This is a genomic window from Acinetobacter sp. AB03 (assembly GCF_058107045.1).
This window is the reverse complement of sequence record NZ_JBUEBA010000002.1, coordinates 2963041-2981952: the sequence shown is the minus strand read 5'-3', so window position 1 is coordinate 2981952 and position 18912 is coordinate 2963041. Positions and strand designations below refer to the sequence as shown.

Genomic DNA, 18912 nt, shown 5'->3' with positions numbered 1-18912 from the left:
GAGGAGATTGAGATGATTGAAATTCTAATTGTTGCTGCTCTGGTGATCTGGAGTGCCGTGGTGGTATTTAAGAAAGTATTTCCTAAGACATCGGGTTCAGTTTTCATGTCCTTGTCCACGCTGTGTGAGGCTCGAGGTTGGACGCGTTTAGCAACGTGGTTAAAACCGTCAATGGCTGGTGGTTGTGGCGGAAACTGTGCTTGTCCAGCAACGGAAGACAGCAATGCGAAAAAGCCTGAAGTCCAAGCGGTGAAGTGGAAATAAAAACGATTTTTGCTCACAAATAAAAAAGCCGTCCAAGAGGGGCGGCTTTTTTACGCACTGACACAAAAAAAGTGCAGGAAAGTCAAAACAGAAAAAGCATTCAAAACAGCAAAGTGCTAACATTTCCGCAGATAAATCTCAGACCAAGCATGGGGCGAAAATGTTAATACAACGTGGTGGACTTAAGGTCGTTGCAGGGCTCGGCATTTCTGGTGTTGCAGCGGTCAATTTTTTACATAACCAAGGCTACCGCGTTGCAGTAACGGACTCTCGGTCGACCCCGCCCGGTCATGACCAAATTCCAGCAGAGGTACAAACCAGTTTTGGTCAGTTTGACGCAGAACTGTTGTTGTCTGCTGAAGAAATCGTTATTAGCCCTGGGCTCGATCCGAAACTACCTGAAATTCAAGCTGCGATTGCCAAAGGTATTCCCGTGGTGAGTGAAATTCAGATTTTACGCCGTGCAACCGACAAGCCGATCATGGCCATTACTGGGTCGAATGCAAAAAGTACCGTGACGACCTTGATTGGGCTAATGGCTGAACATGCAGGTGTAAAAGTCGCGGTAGGCGGTAACCTTGGTCGCCCAGCGTTGGATTTAACCAAAGATCAGCCAGATTTATACATTTTAGAACTATCCAGCTTTCAGTTAGAAACCACTTCAAATTTACAAGCTGAGGTTGCGGTGGTGCTGAATATGAGTGAAGACCATCTTGACCGTCATGGCGATATGATGGGCTATCACACCGCGAAGCATCGCATTTTCCAAGGCGTGAAAAAAGTCGTTCATAACCGTGATGACTCGCTGACTCGTCCTTTAGTACCTGATGCTACGCCAATGCAAAGCTTTGGTTTAAATGCACCTGATATGAATCAATATGGTGTATTAAGAGATGACGATGGTACGATTTGGTTGGCCCGTGGTCGCACACGTTTATTGAACAGTGCAGAGATGTATATTCAAGGCACACACAATGTGGCCAATGCGTTGGCCTGTTTGGCTTTAGGTGAGGCAATCAATCTTCCGCTTGAGTCGATGTTGGAAACACTGAAAAGCTTTAAAGGCTTAGAGCATCGCTGTGAGTTTGTGAAAGAAGTTGAGGGTGTCCGTTACTATAATGACTCTAAGGGCACCAACGTAGGTGCAACACTAGCTGCAATTGATGGCTTAGGTGCTGCGATTGAAGCCCAAGGTGGTAAGGTCGCGATCATTTTAGGTGGTCAAGGCAAAGGGCAAGACTTTAGCGCTTTACGTGAGGCTTTGAGCAAATACGTGAAAGTGGCGGTATTGATTGGTGAAGATGCAGTATTAATTGAAAAAGCTGTGGCAGGAACAACGACCTTACTACATGCTGAGACGCTAGAGCAGGCGGTTGCACTTTGCCAAGCCAATACCCAAGCCCATGATGTCGTGTTATTGTCACCTGCATGTGCAAGTTTTGATATGTTCAGTGGTTACCCACAGCGCGGACATCAGTTTGTCGCTTGTGTGCAAGAACTCCACTAAAAATAATAAGGAAATTGAGATGGCTGAGTTTGCTCAGACAACGATCAATAAAATGAATCAGTTTTATAGCCGTTGGGCGCCGCGTGTACCCAGCGAAGTGACACCACGTAATGTGTTGATCTTTTGCGTCATTGCTTTGTTGTGTTTAGGCTCGATCATGGTTGCATCTGCGTCGATGCCTTATGCTGAACGTCTCCATGAGAATTCATTTCACTATGTCCTTCGTCACGGGATTTCAATTGCGGTGGCTGGCGTTTTGGCCTATGCGGTATACCGAGTTCCGCTCAATGTTTGGTTCAATAACACCTTTCCGCTGTGGATTTTGACCATCTTACTGCTGGCCGCCGTGCTGGTCGTCGGTACAGAGGTCAATGGTTCAACCCGCTGGATTCGTGTTGCGGGCTTTACGTTACAGGCTTCTGAGGTCGCCAAAGTGATGATGGCGATTTTCACGGCCGACTATGTGGTACGCCGTGCCGAAGAAGTAAGAAACAATATCAAAGGTTTGATCCGTCTCGGTATTATTATGCTGTTGACGGTGGGTTTGATTATCGCGGAGCCCGACTTGGGTGCAACCGTGGTGATTAGTTTGATGATGCTCGGTATCTTCTTCCTTGCTGGCGCGCCGTTGATTCAGTTTGGTATGGCTTTTGGTGCAATTTTTGCGGCCTTTGTCTTTCTGATTGTATTTGAGCCTTACCGTTTTGAACGTCTAATGTCTTTCTCAAACCCTTGGGAAGATCCGCTAGGTACTGGTTACCAGCTTTCCAATGCCTTGATGGCTTTTGGGCGTGGTGAATGGTTTGGTGTAGGACTTGGCCACAGTGTACAGAAAATGGCCTACTTGCCTGAAGCGCATACCGACTTCATGTTGGCCATTTTAGGCGAAGAGTTTGGCTTTTTCGGGATCACTACGGTCTTGATTCTGTCCTTTACCATGTTGCTGTGCTGTATCAAAGTGGGTCATCGTGCGCTGAAAAATCAGTACCTGCGTGCGGGTTATTTGGCTTATGGGGTATCGATTATTTTCTTACTGCAAATTTTGGTAAACGCAGGTATGAATATGGGGATGCTGCCAACCAAAGGTTTGACGCTACCTTTTATTAGTTATGGCGGTTCATCACTGATTATGTGCGCAGTGATGATCAGTTTGATTTTGAAAATTGATGCAACCACACAAAGTGCCAATCCAACCAAAGAAGAATCCAGCTTCTAAGCGGGTTGTTCTTTCATCACGCTATCCACAGACGAAACGTACTTTTCGTTATGCGGATAGCGTTTGAGTCCTTCCTAAATTGTGTTTCTCGTCAGCGCATCTATCTATCATTCTTTTATGATGAATGTGACTGTAATGGTCTAAATTTTTTGAATTTGCTTCAATTGAAACGTTGCGCGCTATGCGTAGTGTTGAGTTTCTGCTGCAATCGTTTGCTATAAATAGGTACCGTGCAGGGTAGTCCGGTGCGGAATTAGTGAAATATCCCATTGCGCAATGGCTTGTTGCAACATTCGTTCAGGGTGGTCTAACGCGACAGATGGCTGATTTAGAGCATGTATCGCTTGAGCGAGTAGTGCTGGTGCTTGGTTAAGATCCAGTGCCTGTGCCATGTTTTGTTTAGACAACTTTTGCCCTTGATCATTCATGGCTAAAGGCAGATGCATATAGCTAAGACGCGGGTAATTTAGGAGCTGACCTAAATAAATTTGACGCTCGGTATTATCCAATAGATCTGCACCACGAACCACATGGGTGATGCCTTGTAGGTAGTCATCCACCACGACTGCTAATTGATAATTGATAATGCCATCGCGGCGTTTCAGTACAAAGTCACCGAGCTCATGTGCCAGTTGTGAACAGTGTCTGCCTTGCAGAGCATCATCAAAACAAATTTCGACATCTTCTACTTTGACGCGAATGGCTTGTTGCTCAAAAGGCAGAGCAAGGTCACGGCAGGTGCCTGCATAAATGTGGTTAGAACCGAGCATTTTGCGGGTGCACTGACAGGCATAGACCAGTTTGAGTTGATGCAGTTGTTGAATCACGTCTTCATATAGGTCGAGACGATCTTTTTGGAAAATGATCTCCGCATCGGGCTGAAAGCCGAAAGCCTCGATACAACGTAAGATGTGGCTTTCACTGCCAGGGTAAATACGCGGGATATCGGTATCTTCGATACGAACCAACCATGTGCCTTGATGTGCTTTAGCTTCGCAATAACTGGCAACGGCTGTGATGAGTGAACCAAAATGCAAAGGGCCGGTTGGCGATGGCGCAAACCGACCTGAGTAGCGAGTCAGCGAAACATCGTTTCGCCGCTGCGCAAGAGCCAAGCGATGCTTGGCTGGAGAGTTATCAACAGTCACAGTTAACCGTTATTTTGCTTCTCTTTGATTTCTGCCAGTGTTTTGCAGTCAATACATAAAGTTGCAGTTGGACGGGCCTCTAAACGGCGCAGACCAATTTCGATGCCACAGGTTTCACAGAAACCATAGTCATCGTTTTTAATCGCTTCAATTGATTGTTCGATTTTGCGGATGAGTTTACGTTCACGGTCACGTGTACGTAGTTCAATTGCAAACTCTTCTTCTTGTGTCGCGCGGTCATTCACATCAGGCAAAGCGGTGTTTTCGTCTTGCATGGTGTTGAGTGTGCGGTCAACTTCTGACATCAGCTCTGCTTTCCATGCCAACAAAATTTGGCGGAAGTGCTCAAGCTGACCTTCAGACATGTATTCTTCATTTTTTTTCGGCTGATAAGGTTCAATACCAAATAAGCTTGCAGTAGAACCACCGTCAGTCGCTTTAGGCTTAGTTTTGCGCACACGTTTTGTAGATTTTTCATCTACAACATCAGTTTGTTCGTCTAAGACAGTATTTTGGTTGTCATTCGCCATTTAGGGCAATCCTCATCATATACGTATCTTTAATACGCAAAAAATATGGTGATATGCAAGTGTTTTTATCCACCCTCGAGGAGATTCACCCTCGGGGGTCGTCATCATATAGACTTTTTAAGTATTTTGATAGTCTTTGATGTTTGGATTAAATTGATCACTTTTTCGTAAGAGCAACTAAGGTAATTGAAAACGATAAAAATGAAAAGTTAATAACCTGAAATTTCAACATTTATTTTTTGCTGTGCATGTAAGACACGTTCTACGTGGGTTTCATGGCTGCCATCTGCGTTTAATTGTAAAATACGATAACCTGGTGCCTGCTCATCTAAGGCAAAATGATCGCTTAAAGGCTTAAATTGGACACTAGTAGACGGCGTCGAGTAAAACTGAATACCATGCCACTCACGCCATGATTCTTGATGGACATGTCCCGACAGCACAATTTTGACATTGGTATATCGTGCCAACACGGCAGTAAGGTCTTGGGTGTTCTTGAGTTTATGTTGGTCAATCCATTTTGACTGCATTTCAAAAGGATGATGATGACAGGCAATCACAATGTGTTGCTGGCCAAATTCTTGTAGGATTTGTTCCAGTTGGTTCAATTGTGCTTCATCGACCCAGCCATCGATTTTACCTTTGACCGCACTATTGAGTAAAACCACGCTCCAAGGGCCAAAGTGAATCACATGAACTTTGTTTTGCTGCTGATGAAAAGGGAAGTGTTCGGCATTGTCATGATTGCCCGGAACTTGATAAAACGGCGTCTTTAAGCTCTGCATAAAGTCTAAATAGCGTTGATAGGTTCGAGACACAGGTACTTGTGCCAAGTCGCCCGTATGGACGAAGGCATCAATTTGTGGATGACGTTCCACAATGTGTTGTATTACATGATGAAAGCTTTGCTCTGGATTCATACGTACAAACTCCAGATGATCTTGATCCATCAAGTGCGTATCTGAAATTTGGATAATGGTCCAATTTTTCTCATTATTTAAAGTCATGCCTGACCCCTTAGACATTCCTTGTCGTTTTAATCTGTTGTTGTAGCCATTGCAAGGCCATTATGACAGGCGCATTTCTGAGCCGACCGTTGGAAAGTAATGTATCGATCTGCGCATAATCAATCAGGTGTAATAAAATATTTTCACCTTCATCGGGCATACCAAATACACCACCTTGTTCGGGTAAATTGGCCGCAGCACTATACAGATGAAACAGTTCCGCACAGGCACCTGCTGAAGGATAAAAGCTAAACAGATGTTGTAAGTGTTCAATCTGACAGCCTGATTCTTCTAATGCTTCACGGCGAATACAGCTTTCAGGTGATTCATCACCATCGAGTACTCCCGCAATAATCTCCAGTTGCCAAGCTGAATCTTGGTCATCCATAGCACCAATACGAAATTGTTCAATCAAGGCAAATTTTTGTTGTGCATCATCATAAATCAAGACACCTACAGCTTCAGGGCGCTGAATAAGCTCACGTGAAATCACAGAAGTGTACTCAGTTTGATTAAACAGGCGATGACGTAAATTTACTTTTTCTACTTGAACAAAACCCTGAAAAACAAAGGCTCTGTCTACAATTTGGACATCTTCACTGTGATATGTAGCTTGCTTAATTATGTTCATAAAGCGCAATCAGGATGAAATTTATCATTTCATCCTAACTGAGAATCGCATGATTACAAAAGGTTTTTTATCAACTTACACTTTTTGGTACAAGTTTTGTCCGCTTGCATGGAATTGTTTTTTCATGCTATCGAGACCAGTTTCGACCTCTTCTTGCTGAATTTTATTCAGCGTAGCGTTTTGTTGGTTTTGTGCATAATCACGCACGTTTTGGGTGATTTTCATCGAGCAAAACTTCGGACCACACATTGAACAGAAGTGCGCAGACTTGTGTGCTTCCTTCGGCATGGTTTCATCATGCATGCTACGCGCCGTGTCTGGATCAAGACTGAGATTAAACTGATCTTCCCAGCGGAATTCAAAACGTGCTTTAGACAGGGCATTGTCACGGACTTGCGCACCCGGATGACCTTTGGCCAAATCTGCCGCATGCGCTGCAATTTTATAGGTGATGATGCCATCTTTGACGTCTTTCTTGTTCGGCAGACCCAAATGCTCTTTAGGCGTGACATAACACAGCATGGCAGTCCCATACCAACCAATCATCGCCGCACCAATCGCAGAAGTAATATGGTCATAACCTGGGGCAATATCGGTGGTCAATGGTCCTAACGTGTAGAAGGGTGCTTCTTGACAGACTTCAAGTTGTAGATCCATATTTTCTTTGATCATATGCATAGGCACATGCCCCGGACCTTCAATCATCACTTGTACATCATGTTTCCATGCGCGATGGGTCAGCTCGCCTAAAGTGCGTAATTCAGAGAACTGTGCTTCGTCATTGGCATCTTGGATACACCCCGGACGCAGGCCATCACCTAAGCTGAATGACACATCATAGGCTTTCATGATTTCGCAGATTTCATCAAAATGCGTATAGAGGAAGTTTTCTTGATGATGGGCCAAACACCACTGTGCCATGATCGAACCGCCACGAGACACGATACCAGTGAGGCGATTCGCCGTCATTGGAACATAACGTAATAAGACGCCTGCATGGATGGTGAAGTAATCTACGCCTTGCTCAGCTTGCTCGATCAGCGTGTCTTTGAAGATTTCCCACGTCAGGTCTTCCGCTACCCCATCAACTTTTTCTAAAGCTTGATAGATCGGTACAGTACCAATCGGAACAGGTGAGTTACGGATAATCCATTCTCGGGTTTCATGGATGTTCTTCCCTGTGGAGAGGTCCATGATGGTGTCTGCACCCCAACGGGTTGCCCATGTCATTTTTGCGACTTCTTCATCGATTGAAGAGCCGAGAGCGGAGTTACCAATATTGGCATTGATTTTCACCAAGAAGTTTCGGCCAATGATCATCGGTTCAATTTCAGGATGGTTAATATTGGCAGGGATAATTGCACGCCCTTCAGCCACTTCTTTGCGCACAAATTCAGGCGTGATCTCCATCAAGTTATGCGCACCAAAGTTTTGCCCCACGTGCTGACGTGCATCGACCCCTTCACGTTGACGCTGATTTTCACGAATAGCGATGTATTCCATTTCAGGAGTAATGATGCCTTGTTTGGCATAATGCATCTGCGTGACATTGAGGCCTGCTTTGGCACGACGTGGTTTTTGAATATGGGCAAAACGAATATCAGCGGTACGTATATCGCGTAAACGCTCTTGACCAAAGCTTGAACTGAGGCTGTCTAACATTTCGGTATCGTTGCGCTCTTCAATCCAGCTTTCACGGACATTCGGTAGACCTTTGTTCAGATCAATACTGACATTGGTGTCGGTATACACACCAGAGGTGTCATACACCATCACTGGTGGATTGTATTCACCGCCTAAGCCTGTTGGGGTTTCGGTCAGTTCAATCTCACGCATGGGGACTTGAATGTCTGGGCGTGAACCTTGGATATAAACTTTTTTAGAGGCAGGCAAGATACGGGTCAGATCTTTGGCATCTTGTTCATGTTGTGCTGAAATTTCAGCGGAAAGATTCGTTAACTGGTTCATTGCAATGATCCTTATGAATGACATCAACGAATCAAGCACGACCAAAAACGATGGCAATTGAAGCTATTTCTGTGTGTTGTTGATTTGAGGGTACAAATGCAACGGATGTATTTCTACTGGAAATAGTTCAATGAAAGGCGTTCAGTTTTTAGATGGCTTGATTCCTACGCAGGTCTTAACCTGATCAGGTTCAACGGTACTCAGCTTCAAAACTTTATGGAAAGTCTTAGCTGATCTCAGCGAGCAATTACTCGCGCTCCGTCAAGCGATGCATCATCTTAACATGCACTGTTGTTAAAAACAGCGACCTTTTTATTCAAAGTGTGAAAGGGAAATGTATTCAACGTTCTAAGCAAATGGCATCGCTTAAGCAGTCTTTGCCTTGATCGGGTTGGACCATACGCAGTTGAATAAAATGCGCCAATTGTCTTTGCAAGAGTTGATCTGCGCCGAGGTGCTGCACATGAGCGGAAGCAGGCAATATGATTTGAGCCGCTCTTTGTTCAGGACTGAGCGCCACAAACTGTAAAAATAAGCGTGCTTGATCCGTCACTATTGAATTTTTTAATGCGGCTAGGCGCTCAATTTCTTCCAAATAATTGCTTTGCACGGTATAGCCGTCGTAAACGCGTTGAGTATCCAGTCCGATAAACAAGAGGGTGCTGTATAGATTCAACAGATGACGTGCATCTTGGTGGTAGCTACTTTTCGGATATTCCTGTAAATAGCTTTCCCAATACAGCGCACGATCCGCAATTTCTTTGGCGTCAATTTTGACCTGACTCCCAATCACGGCTGGGTATTGATTCTGTGTCGCCAGATGTTCAATAAACGCTTGCTCTGCGACAGGGAGATAAGGCGCGAAAATTTTGGCTAAATATTCAGGGCTACGGCGGTAATGCACTTGTCCTTCGCCTGCATCAAACAGCTCGACATAAGACTGCCCTTGGTGTTTGATGAGGTATTGGTCGCGAATGGTAAGTTGCTCAAAAAGACTTTGTTGAATGGTCGGATGCTGAGCCATTTCTAGGGCATAGCTTTCAAAAGCACGCTGCTGTTGCGGTGTACGTTCAACCGATAAAAAGTCACGGTACATTTTATTGGATAAACCCAATAAATGCTTTTGTTGTTGAAAGCCGAGTAAAGGTAAACACAGCTTAAGATCTTGATTGATTTGCTCTAAAGCAAAAGTCGTACGTTGTGCATCTATTTCCGACATGTTTTTGTCAATTTTTTGGCACAAATCGGTTAAGTCCAAGGTTTGAGTCGAAGACGCTTCTATTTGTGCGGGCTCTTGAAAGCTGACAGGTTCAGGTTTCTGACAGGCAGCCAACAGCGTGCACATGAAAATCAGTGCGTAAGGTTTAAGCGAAAATAAAGAAGAATGATTCACAGCGACTCGATCAAAAAACTCAGTTCAGCGACAACACAGTAGAGAAACTCCTTTTCTCCGTGCCTCATTTTATAGGGGGAATGGAATTTTTAATGTGTAGTATTGTGAATGAGTTTGTTGAACGGGCTGTGACACTGTTTAATATTTACTTCATAATGAACAAATTAGTGGGCGCTATTGTAACCAGTGCAATAAAAAATATACGAAAAAAATGACAACCCGTTTTAGTATAGCGTTGCTCAGAACGAGGCCAGTGAGGCGGAAAGGTTGACTGAAAACAATGAAGATTAAATGTATCCTAGCCAGCTGTGTGTTGTTTTTCGCGCCGTGGAGTCATGCCTTGGATTTGGTCGACGCTTTACAACGCGCCAAAGTCAATGATCCCAACTGGCAAGCCAATTTACTCCAATATGAAGCAGATCAACTCAATTTAGGCATTGCACAAGGCAATTTACTACCTACCATTGGTCTGTCTGGGAATGTGACTCGAAAAAATCAACCCATTGGGCAGGTGAGTTCGGTTCTTTCCATGCCCGATACGACCACCACCAAACAAGTGGCGATTACGGCGCGCCAACCCCTTTTTCGTTGGGATGCGTGGGAAGGGTTGAAACAAGTCAAGACCTCCCTCAGTTTAAGTGAAGTCAATTTACAGCTACAGCGACAGCAACACATTTTAGCGGTGACGGAAGCCTATTTTAATGTACTGCGCCAACAAAGTTTAACCGCAGCCAATTTACAAGAAGAACGGGCTCTACTTGAGCAACTGAATATGATGAATGCCAAACTCAGAGAGGGTTTGGTGGCAAAAAGTGATGTGAGTGAAGCCAATGCACAATTCCAAAGCGCACAGGCCAACCGCATTGCGACGCATGTACAACTGGTCTTGGCGCAGGAACAACTGGCGCAAATTATCGGGCCTTATCAAGAAAACTTGGCAGTGTTGCGTGAAGACTTTCAGTTTCAAAAACCTTATCCCGCAGAGCTTTCGGCATGGACCAATTTAGCTCTCGCACAGAACTTAGGCATTCAGCAGGCACGTTTACAGCAGCGCTATGCTGAAGATCAAAAACGGGTTGAACAAGCTGCGTTGTATCCGCAAATTGAAGCTGTGGGAAGCTATGGTTATAGTGAGCAGACTCCTGAGAATATTATGTCGGCCAAAGGCAACTTTGATCAGATTGGTATTGAGATGAATTGGAATGTCTATACGGGAGGGAGAACCAAGAAGTCGATTCAAAAAGCTGCCGTCAACGTCAAAAAATCTGAAGCCGAATTGGATGCCGCTATCCGTAAAGCCAATACAGAGGTGAAAAAGTCCTATTTACAAGTGGAAACAGACCAAGCCAAGTTGCAAGCACGTAAAGCTGCCATGGAATCATCCAGCCTCGTCTCTCGTGCCTCACAAGCGCAGTATCAAGAAGGTTTAAAAACTATGGTCGATGTTTTACTGGCACAGCGCAACGCCTTTTCGGCCAAGCAAGATTATGTCAATACCAAGTATGACTACCTGATCAATGTCTTGCATTTAAAGGCATCTGTGGGTAAGTTGACTGAACAAGATATTCAAGAAATGAATGCATGGTTGGTGGACAAAGCACGCTTATAAAATGGGCGTTGTCATCAAATCTTCATAATTGATATGCTTTAATATCGCTCAATCTTTAGTCCCTCATGATGTTGCTGTGGAGTACGTCCTTTGCCAAATAGTCCTGTTTTAAACCATCACATTTCTTCGCAATTCAACGAAGATTTGCAGGATGTGAACACCAAATTTATGACCATGGGTGGTTTGGTAGAGCAACAAGTGGCAAATGCAATTCATGCGCTACTCGACACTGATGCCAACTTAGCGGTCGATGTTCAGTTTAAAGATAATGCGGTGAATCAGCTCGAACGTGAAATTGATGAAGCCTTGACCTTGATTTTGGCGCGTCGTCATCCTGCTGCGATTGATTTGCGTATGGTAATTGCGATGTCGAAAGCCAATACCGACCTAGAGCGTATTGGTGATGAAGCGGCGAAAATTGCTCGTATTGCGCAAAGCTTATGTGAAGACGGCGAATCCCCTCGCGGTTATATGGAAACGCGTCATATTGGTAACCAAGTCCGTGTCATGATTCATGATGCCCTAGATGCTTTTGCACGCTTAGATGCAGAACAAGCGCTACGTGTGATGATGGCCGATGCTGATATTGACCGTGAATATCAATCTGCAACGCGTACTTTGATGACTTATATGATTGAAGACCCGCGTCATATTGCCCGTGTGATTAATGTGATGTGGGTATTGCGTTCATTAGAACGGATTGGCGATCATGCGCGTAATATCTCTGAGCAAGTGATTTACATGGTGAAAGGTTTAGATGTGCGTCATACCAGTTTTGAAGAAGTTGAAAAACATATTCAAAAATAAAAAGCATATCTTATTTTTCAAGCACAACTTCAGTTGTGCTTTTTAATGGTTGCTTGGTTGCTTAATTTTTAGATAAAAAAAATCTCAGACTTTGGGGGAAATCTGAGACTAAAATCGGGGATATTTATCGTTATAGATAAGAGGTTTCCCTCTATCCTTGAATGCTATTATAGGAAAGATGTTTTTCTGCGTCATGTAGGTTCTTGTAGTGTAATGTTGAGTTTTGCAAGGGTTGTGTAGCGCTATGTTTACACTCAATCATTTAGATACAAATAATTGCTTTATAGCGTAATGGAGTCATCAATATGTCATCTATTTGGGGGTTGGTCATCCCTATGCTTGGATAGAACATTGTACGAATAAAAAGAAAAGCCCCGATGTTGGGGCTTTTCAAATGTGAAACTGTGTGCTTTGCTTACTTTAGATAATTTTCAGAGCAATACTCTATTGGTCACGCCAAGCATAGCTTTTCATCTTGCAGCGTGGCGGAGCAGTGCTCCGCTTTATCATGCCTCTGGCTTTAAGCCTTCTGCTTTTTCTAAGCTTTCATCATTGTTAAAGAACTTCTCACGTTGTTCTTCAAGAAACTTTTTCGCATCAGGTTCAAACACATTTAAGCGTTTTTCATTGATTAAAGTGGTTTGGTGCTTTAACCATTCTCCCCAAGCTTGCTTGGAGATACTTTCAAAAAGTTCTTGGCCTTTTGCGCCAGGGAAAGGTGCAAAGTCTAAACCTTCCATTTCTGTTTGATATTTACGGCAAAAAACTTGTCGAGTCATATCTAGATGTCCTTATTGAGCATAAAGTTTTTCTAAACGCGCATGGGCACGTTCAATGGCAGCTTCTACTTGCGCAGGTGCAGTTCCACCAATGTGGTTACGTGCATTGACTGACGCTTCAAGGGTTAGTGCTTTTTCAAATACATCCGCTTGAATTAAGTCAGAGAACTGTTGAAGTTGTTCTAAAGTTAATTCAGAAAGATCTTTTGATTCTTGTACACCTAAAGCAACGGCTTTACCCACAATTTCATGTGCATCACGGAAAGCTACGCCATTTTTTACAAGGTAATCAGCCAAGTCCGTTGCGGTTGAGAAACCACGCAGGGCTGCTTCACGCATGATTTCAATGTTTGGCACCAAAGCAGGAATCATGTCTGCAAAAGCCATGAGCGAGCCACGCACGGTATCAATCGCATCAAACAACGGTTCTTTGTCTTCTTGGTTGTCCTTGTTATACGCCAATGGTTGACCTTTCATCAGTGTTAACAAGCTCATCAGGTCGCCATAGACACGGCCTGTTTTACCGCGCACTAACTCTGGAACATCTGGATTTTTCTTTTGTGGCATGATTGAAGAGCCAGTACAGAAACGGTCTGGAATGTTTACGAACTTAAACTGTGCAGACGTCCAAAGAATCAGTTCTTCTGACATGCGTGATAAGTGCATCATGATCAGAGACGCCGCAGCATTGAATTCAATACCGAAGTCGCGGTCAGATACTGCATCGAGTGAGTTTTCAGAAACGGCTTCAAAACCCAGTAACTCTGCTGTAAATGCGCGGTCGATTGGGTAAGTGGTACCTGCAAGTGCTGCTGAACCTAAAGGCATACGGTTAGTACGTTTACGACAGTCAATGAGGCGCTCAGAGTCACGCACTAACATTTCAAACCATGCCAACAGGTGGTGACCAAAAGTCACAGGCTGTGCCGTTTGTAAGTGGGTGAAGCCCGGCATAATGGTATATGTGTTCTGAGCAGCAATACTCAAAATACCTTTTTGTAATTTTTTCAGTAATTCTAAAATGGCATCGATTTCATCGCGGACATAGAGGCGAATGTCGGTTGCCACTTGGTCATTACGGCTACGACCTGTGTGGAGCTTTTTACCTGTGATGCCAATCCGTTGAGTCAAACGCGACTCAATGTTCATGTGCACATCTTCTAGGTCAATACGCCATTCGAACTGACCCGCTTCGATTTCAGCTTGAATGGTGTTTAAGCCATTGATGATGTCATCACGTTCTTGTTCTGTCAGAACGCCAACTTTTGCAAGCATGGTCGCGTGAGCAATAGAACCTGCAATATCTTGTTTATAAAAGCGTTGGTCAAATTGTACAGATGCTGTAAATTCAGCAACAAAGGCATCAGTAGCTTCAGAGAAACGACCGCCCCACATACCCGAAGTTTGGGCTTGTGACGGATTTGAGGAATTAGAAGATGTGGTCATGTCGGCTCAATAAGATAAAAAGCGGTAGAACTCGCATGAGTATAACAAATTCAAGACAACTTGCCGAAGTTCAAGATGCGCAAAATTTAACTTCCAGTAGGGCTAAGCCAAATATCTCTTATTTATTTAGCAAAATCGTGCAATGGCCGCATTTGTTGGAATTATTTGTCGGCGGAAATTTGTTGGCCATGCTGTTGGCATTGGCTGAAGCACAGTCTTGGACAAACTTGGTGTTTGAGCATGTGCTGGGCTATATGCTGTATATCAATTGGGTTTTACTGTCTTTTACCGCACTGATGCAGTATGGGCAAAAAAAATTGCAGAATTTAAGTCTAGGTATGACTTTATTGTCAGGCTTTTTTCTATTACAGATCATTGTTTTGGTGACCACGCTCAGCCTTAATATACTGATCTTCTTTGGAGCTAATTTTAGTTTCAATGGTTTGACTTCAGCCATCTTATGGAATGATGTTGCTTTGCATTTGGGCTATGGCTTGCTGTTAGGCAGCTTTTGTTTTCGTTATTTGTACCTAAGAGAACAGTGGTTTAGGCAGCAAAATAGTGAGCTGAATGCACGGGTGCAAGCCATGCAAGCCCGTATCCACCCGCATTTTTTGTTTAATAGTTTAAACAATGTGATTTGCCTAATTGCGATTGACCCAGATAAAGCCGAACAGATGTTGCTCAATCTATCGCGTCTGTTTAGAGCCAGTTTCCAAGAGTTAAAACTGGTCAAGCTCAGTGATGAAATTGAGTTGTGTCAGCGTTATTTGGCGATTGAGCAAATTCGTTTGGGGGATCGTTTACAGGTTGAATGGAAAATCGAGCATGCCGAATTGTGTAAGCAGGTACAAATTCCACTCTTAACTTTACAACCTTTACTTGAAAATAGTATTTTTCATGGTGTTGAAAAATTTTTAACTAAGAGTACGATAAGTGTACTGATTGAAATATTGCAAAATCAAGTTAATATCGTCATAACTAACCCATTTACAAAGGAAACAATTCATAAACGACAAGGACATGGTATTGCCATTGAAAATGTGAAGCAGCGTCTAGAGGCATATTTTGGGCGAACTGTGAGCTTTCAAACCTATGCAGGGGAGGGAATGTATACCACTGTTGTGCAGTATCAATATAAATAAGCCGCAGTGAACCTATAAAAATAAACAAGGTGACTGTTGGGGAGGAGATAAATGGACATCCTAATTTGTGATGATGAGCCTTTAGCAATCGAACGTTTGTCTAGATTGGTGAGTCAGCTCGGACATCAAGTGGTGGCAACAGCCTCACATGGTCAACAAGCAATTGAATTAACTCAACAATATGAACCAGATGTGGTACTTTTAGATATTCAAATGCCAGAAATGGATGGTTTGACCTGTGCGCATTATTTGCGCCAACTTGAACCGATGCCTGCATTGGTGTTTTGTACAGCTTATGATGAACATGCACTCGATGCATTTAAGTCACATGCTGAAGGTTATTTATTAAAACCAGTGATGCAACAGGAATTGCAACAGGTGCTCGGTCACCTCACTAAATTAACCCAAGCTCAAATGAGCGAGATAAAACAAAAAGAAAATATGGACGAATTTAACGTAAAGCGACATCAAATCGCAGCGAAAACCTATCGTGGTGTGGAATTGGTGCCCATTGAAAATATTTATTATTTTTTGGCGGATCAAAAATATGTCACGGTACGCCACAAAAACGGCAGTGTCTTAATTGATGAAACCTTAAAAGACTTAGAGCATGAGTTTGGGGAGGCCTTTATTCGTATTCACCGTAATGCCTTGGTTTCAGTTCACTTTTTAGAAGGGCTTGAAGTGGTCAACTCTGGGCAGTATCAAGTGCGTTGCCGTGAATTAGATGAGCGCCTAGCAGTGAGTCGACGGCATTTACCGGGCTTGCGAGAGCGCTTACATAAGCTTTAGCACGCCAATTAAATGGCTCTGCTGCTGCTGAGGCGGGGCGCTTTGGGCTGAATACATTTCCAATGGGGTAAATTCAGTTTAAGATAGTTTCATTCTTATTGGCACATACTAAAATTTATGAAAACCCTAAAGATCGCTACTCGACAAAGCCCGCTTGCTCTTTGGCAAGCTGAACATATTCGTGCTCGTTTAGAAGCACTGCATGCGGGGCTCACAGTAGAGTTAGTGACTTTTGTTACCCAAGGGGACAAAATTTTAGATACGCCATTGGCAAAAATTGGTGGCAAAGGTTTATTTGTCAAAGAGCTTGAAGCAGCTTTGTTGGATGGTCGTGCTGATTTGGCGGTGCATTCGATGAAAGATGTTCCGATGGCTTTGCCTGAAGGTTTGTCGCTGGCCGTCATTTGTGAGCGTGAAGATCCTTTAGATGCTTTTGTGTCGAATAGTTATGTTAGTTTTGATGCCTTGCCACAAGGAGCAAAGGTCGGTACTTCGAGTTTGCGCCGTAAATGCCAAATTTTAAAACAACGACCCGACCTAGAGATTATTGATTTACGTGGGAATGTGGGAACGCGTTTATCTAAATTAGACGCAGGTCAGTACGATGCCATTATTTTGGCCAGTGCAGGATTAAAACGCTTGGGGTTGGCAGAACGTATCCGTCATACCATTCGCCCAGAGTTGAGTTTACCTGCTGTGGGTCAGGGCGCTTTAGGGCTAGAGTGCCGTGCAAATGATCAAGCGGTATTGGATTTGATTCATCCTTTATTACATGTAGAAACCGATACCTGTGTTCGCGCTGAACGTGCTTTCAATGCTTATCTTGAAGGTGGATGCCAGGTACCTATTGCAGGCTATGCCACTTTAGCAGACAACCGTATTCAGCTTGAAGGGCGTGTGGGGAGTGTCGATGGGCAAACGCTCCTCAAAGCACAAGTGGCGGGTGATGCCGCTGAAGCCGAGCATTTGGGCGTTGTCCTTGCACAAGAGTTATTGGCTCAAGGTGCAGGTGATTTACTCAAAGCCTTTTATCACTAATATTTCTTAACGATGCTGTTTATTAATACGCGCCCTGTTGATCGCGCGGCAAGCCTCACGATGGCACTAGAGCAACAGGCTGTTGAGGTCTATCCATTGCCGTTACTGGAGTTGTTGCCTAGAGCATGGAGTCATGACCTAGCACGCTTGTATCAGCAGTTAGCGCACACCCAAGTGATTGTGGTGGTCAGCCCCAGTGCCGTGCAGTTTGGTATGGCACATTTGCTGCAAAGCGGTTTAACGGTGTCCGATTTACAGCATATTCAATGGATTGCAGTCGGACAAAAAACAGCGCAGGCTTTGGGCGAATATGGTTTGGACAGTGTGGTGCCTGAGGTGGAAACCTCTGAAGGGATGTTACAACTGCCTGTTTTGCAGAACTTGGCCAGTGATGCGAGTATTGCATTTTGGCGAGGAGAAGGTGGGCGTCAGTTTATGATGGACACCTTAATGCAACACGGACGTCTTATACTGAACTTTGTTTTGTATGAGCGTCGCTGTCCAAATGAAACGATGCAGCAACAGGCTGAATTAATTCAATGTTTATCAGAACATAATCACTACGTCGCACTGATCAGCAGTGAGGCCAGTTGGCTGAATTGGTTAGCGCTGCTGGACACAAATATTCAGCTCCTGCAACAAGGACACTTTTTGGTGTTGGGTGAGCGTTTGGCACAGATCTTGAAGCAGTATCAACAGCAAATGCATGTGCCGTTTAAAATGAGTGTACTGAAAGATTTAAAGACAGCCACGATTGTACAGTTGTTACAAAGTGAGCAAGGGAACGCATGAAGAAGATTCTTATCATTGTATTGATGGCTGCATTGGCGTGGATTGCGAAGCTAAGTTATGACGTGTGGGGGTTGAGTACACAGCAAGCTACTTTGCTCAATGAAATGCACCAAATCGAACAGCGCAGCGCCAACTTGAACGATCAAGTCGTGGCTATGCAGCGTCAAAAAGAAACTTTGAAACAAAACCCAACAGCAGCGAATGTGACGAGTAGCCAACCTGCCGAATTGGTGGTTGAGGGTATTGATCCAATTTTGTTTATTAAGCAACAGTTGGACTTGGTTGAGTTTGCCTTAAAGCAACAGCAGTATGTGGTGGCCACCGATAAGTTGGCTTTTTTAGATATGCAGCTGGAAAAATATAACTTGGCTGTGGCGTTGAAGCAAAGTTTGCATCAGGTCATAGCGCGAGATATGCAAACCATTCAGAAGTTTGTGGCTGAGCGCAATGAGCAGCAAGCGCTGATTAACCGCCAGCTGCAACAGATTGATCAGGCTTTAAGTCGAGAAATACAACAACCTCAGTTAAACACCACGCGCGATACGTCCGAATCCTTTTGGAAGCAATGGTTGAGGCTCGAACCTGCGCAAGCACCTGCAACAGCGTTAATGCAACGACAAATCGTGCTTAAAGAAGCCCAGTTACGTTTATTGTTGGCACGCCAAGCCTTAGCTGCAGGGCAATATACCGAATACCAAAAAGACTTAACCGAAGTAATGCTGTTGATCCAGCAACTTCCAGACCCTAAAGCCAAAGAGCTGCTGAAACAGCTGAATAAGCTGAAAACATTGGTGGTTGTCCCAACGCCTATTTTAAGTACGCGTGCGTTGTTGGGGTAAT

The 18912-nt window shown here is 44.0% G+C and carries 18 protein-coding genes and 1 riboswitch; of the genes, 10 read left to right on the top strand and 8 right to left on the bottom strand.

What is annotated here, in order from left to right; genetic code table 11:
- Window positions 1–12: 12 nt before the first annotated feature.
- The 3 genes from ACY3FQ_RS14970 to ftsW all read left to right on the top strand — a co-directional run bounded on the left by ACY3FQ_RS14970 (window position 13) and on the right by ftsW (window position 2987).
- Window positions 13–264 carry a DUF6587 family protein gene (locus ACY3FQ_RS14970; protein ID WP_104222290.1) on the top strand — a complete coding sequence of 84 codons (252 nt, stop codon included), beginning with the start codon at window positions 13–15 and terminating at the stop codon, window positions 262–264.
- 160 nt (window positions 265–424) lie between these two features.
- Window positions 425–1771, top strand: coding sequence for a UDP-N-acetylmuramoyl-L-alanine--D-glutamate ligase (murD, locus tag ACY3FQ_RS14965; RefSeq protein WP_348958315.1), 1347 nt, complete (start codon window positions 425–427; stop codon window positions 1769–1771).
- A 19-nt stretch (window positions 1772–1790) separates the two neighbouring features.
- On the top strand, window positions 1791–2987 hold the full coding sequence (gene ftsW, locus ACY3FQ_RS14960; protein ID WP_114837823.1) for a putative lipid II flippase FtsW: 1197 nt from the start codon (window positions 1791–1793) through the stop codon (window positions 2985–2987).
- A gap of 215 nt (window positions 2988–3202) precedes the next feature.
- On the opposite strand, the gene gluQRS is transcribed toward ftsW, so the two are convergent.
- The 6 genes from gluQRS to ACY3FQ_RS14930 all read right to left on the bottom strand — a co-directional run bounded on the left by gluQRS (window position 3203) and on the right by ACY3FQ_RS14930 (window position 9664).
- Window positions 3203–4135, bottom strand: a complete 933-nt coding sequence (gene gluQRS / locus ACY3FQ_RS14955) for a tRNA glutamyl-Q(34) synthetase GluQRS (RefSeq protein WP_287166750.1) — start codon at window positions 4133–4135, stop codon at window positions 3203–3205.
- Between the two features lie 2 nt (window positions 4136–4137).
- Window positions 4138–4665, bottom strand: a complete 528-nt coding sequence (gene dksA, locus ACY3FQ_RS14950) for an RNA polymerase-binding protein DksA (protein WP_004692816.1) — start codon at window positions 4663–4665, stop codon at window positions 4138–4140.
- Between the two features lie 209 nt (window positions 4666–4874).
- Window positions 4875–5672 (bottom strand): 3',5'-cyclic-AMP phosphodiesterase, encoded by a 798-nt coding sequence (cpdA, locus tag ACY3FQ_RS14945; protein ID WP_287166752.1) that lies wholly within the window; start codon window positions 5670–5672, stop codon window positions 4875–4877.
- Between the two features lie 10 nt (window positions 5673–5682).
- On the bottom strand, window positions 5683–6303 hold the full coding sequence (locus tag ACY3FQ_RS14940) for an NUDIX domain-containing protein (RefSeq protein WP_287166754.1): 621 nt from the start codon (window positions 6301–6303) through the stop codon (window positions 5683–5685).
- Window positions 6304–6378: 75 nt separating this feature from the next.
- The gene (gene thiC, locus ACY3FQ_RS14935; protein WP_287166755.1) at window positions 6379–8271 is read right to left on the bottom strand and encodes a phosphomethylpyrimidine synthase ThiC; all 1893 of its coding nucleotides are present in this window, start codon (window positions 8269–8271) and stop codon (window positions 6379–6381) included.
- Window positions 8272–8415: 144 nt separating this feature from the next.
- Window positions 8416–8542, bottom strand: a riboswitch (TPP riboswitch).
- Window positions 8543–8611: 69 nt separating this feature from the next.
- Window positions 8612–9664: a hypothetical protein gene (locus ACY3FQ_RS14930; protein WP_201953294.1), complete on the bottom strand. Its 1053-nt coding sequence runs from the start codon at window positions 9662–9664 to the stop codon at window positions 8612–8614.
- Between the two features lie 280 nt (window positions 9665–9944).
- On the opposite strand from ACY3FQ_RS14930, the gene abuO reads away from it, so the two are divergent.
- Both abuO and phoU read left to right on the top strand, forming a co-directional pair.
- Entirely contained in the window at window positions 9945–11273 is a 1329-nt protein-coding gene (gene abuO, locus ACY3FQ_RS14925) for a multidrug efflux outer membrane protein AbuO (protein WP_201953297.1), read from the top strand.
- A 90-nt stretch (window positions 11274–11363) separates the two neighbouring features.
- On the top strand, window positions 11364–12080 hold the full coding sequence (gene phoU, locus ACY3FQ_RS14920; RefSeq protein WP_004692799.1) for a phosphate signaling complex protein PhoU: 717 nt from the start codon (window positions 11364–11366) through the stop codon (window positions 12078–12080).
- Window positions 12081–12586: 506 nt separating this feature from the next.
- Here phoU and ACY3FQ_RS14915 read toward each other — a convergent pair.
- Complete coding sequence (locus ACY3FQ_RS14915) at window positions 12587–12859, bottom strand: oxidative damage protection protein (protein WP_004978611.1); 273 nt, start codon at window positions 12857–12859, stop codon at window positions 12587–12589.
- A gap of 12 nt (window positions 12860–12871) precedes the next feature.
- Window positions 12872–14305, bottom strand: a complete 1434-nt coding sequence (argH, locus tag ACY3FQ_RS14910) for an argininosuccinate lyase (protein WP_279698077.1) — start codon at window positions 14303–14305, stop codon at window positions 12872–12874.
- Between argH and ACY3FQ_RS14905 the strand changes: the two genes are divergently transcribed.
- The 5 genes from ACY3FQ_RS14905 (at window position 14296) to ACY3FQ_RS14885 (ending at window position 18911) form a co-directional block, all read left to right on the top strand.
- Window positions 14296–15450: a sensor histidine kinase gene (locus ACY3FQ_RS14905; protein WP_279043153.1), complete on the top strand. Its 1155-nt coding sequence runs from the start codon at window positions 14296–14298 to the stop codon at window positions 15448–15450. The two genes, argH and ACY3FQ_RS14905, sit on opposite strands and share 10 nt — an antisense overlap.
- A 51-nt stretch (window positions 15451–15501) precedes the next feature.
- A complete protein-coding gene (locus tag ACY3FQ_RS14900) occupies window positions 15502–16242 on the top strand; it encodes a LytR/AlgR family response regulator transcription factor (RefSeq protein WP_004978616.1) in 741 nt (246 codons plus the stop codon).
- Window positions 16243–16359: 117 nt separating this feature from the next.
- Window positions 16360–17280, top strand: coding sequence for a hydroxymethylbilane synthase (gene hemC, locus ACY3FQ_RS14895; protein ID WP_201953304.1), 921 nt, complete (start codon window positions 16360–16362; stop codon window positions 17278–17280).
- A 12-nt stretch (window positions 17281–17292) separates the two neighbouring features.
- Window positions 17293–18072: a uroporphyrinogen-III synthase gene (locus tag ACY3FQ_RS14890; protein ID WP_201953308.1), complete on the top strand. Its 780-nt coding sequence runs from the start codon at window positions 17293–17295 to the stop codon at window positions 18070–18072.
- The gene (locus tag ACY3FQ_RS14885) at window positions 18069–18911 is read left to right on the top strand and encodes a hypothetical protein (RefSeq protein WP_201953311.1); all 843 of its coding nucleotides are present in this window, start codon (window positions 18069–18071) and stop codon (window positions 18909–18911) included. Before ACY3FQ_RS14890 ends, ACY3FQ_RS14885 begins: the two co-directional genes overlap by 4 nt.
- Window position 18912 lies beyond the last annotated feature (1 nt).

Bases quoted from the DNA above. Each gene is read 5' to 3' on its own strand.
- ACY3FQ_RS14970 (WP_104222290.1), top strand. From the start codon at position 13: ATGATTGAAATTCTAATTGTTGCTGCTCTGGTGATCTGGAGTGCCGTG.
- murD (WP_348958315.1), top strand. From the start codon at position 425: ATGTTAATACAACGTGGTGGACTTAAGGTCGTTGCAGGGCTCGGCATT.
- ftsW (WP_114837823.1), top strand. From the start codon at position 1,791: ATGGCTGAGTTTGCTCAGACAACGATCAATAAAATGAATCAGTTTTAT.
- dksA (WP_004692816.1), bottom strand. From the start codon at position 4,665: ATGGCGAATGACAACCAAAATACTGTCTTAGACGAACAAACTGATGTT.
- cpdA (WP_287166752.1), bottom strand. From the start codon at position 5,672: ATGACTTTAAATAATGAGAAAAATTGGACCATTATCCAAATTTCAGAT.
- ACY3FQ_RS14940 (WP_287166754.1), bottom strand. From the start codon at position 6,303: ATGAACATAATTAAGCAAGCTACATATCACAGTGAAGATGTCCAAATT.
- thiC (WP_287166755.1), bottom strand. From the start codon at position 8,271: ATGAACCAGTTAACGAATCTTTCCGCTGAAATTTCAGCACAACATGAA.
- abuO (WP_201953297.1), top strand. From the start codon at position 9,945: ATGAAGATTAAATGTATCCTAGCCAGCTGTGTGTTGTTTTTCGCGCCG.
- ACY3FQ_RS14915 (WP_004978611.1), bottom strand. From the start codon at position 12,859: ATGACTCGACAAGTTTTTTGCCGTAAATATCAAACAGAAATGGAAGGT.
- ACY3FQ_RS14905 (WP_279043153.1), top strand. From the start codon at position 14,296: ATGTGGTCATGTCGGCTCAATAAGATAAAAAGCGGTAGAACTCGCATG.
- argH (WP_279698077.1), bottom strand. From the start codon at position 14,305: ATGACCACATCTTCTAATTCCTCAAATCCGTCACAAGCCCAAACTTCG.
- ACY3FQ_RS14900 (WP_004978616.1), top strand. From the start codon at position 15,502: ATGGACATCCTAATTTGTGATGATGAGCCTTTAGCAATCGAACGTTTG.
- hemC (WP_201953304.1), top strand. From the start codon at position 16,360: ATGAAAACCCTAAAGATCGCTACTCGACAAAGCCCGCTTGCTCTTTGG.
- ACY3FQ_RS14890 (WP_201953308.1), top strand. From the start codon at position 17,293: ATGCTGTTTATTAATACGCGCCCTGTTGATCGCGCGGCAAGCCTCACG.
- ACY3FQ_RS14885 (WP_201953311.1), top strand. From the start codon at position 18,069: ATGAAGAAGATTCTTATCATTGTATTGATGGCTGCATTGGCGTGGATT.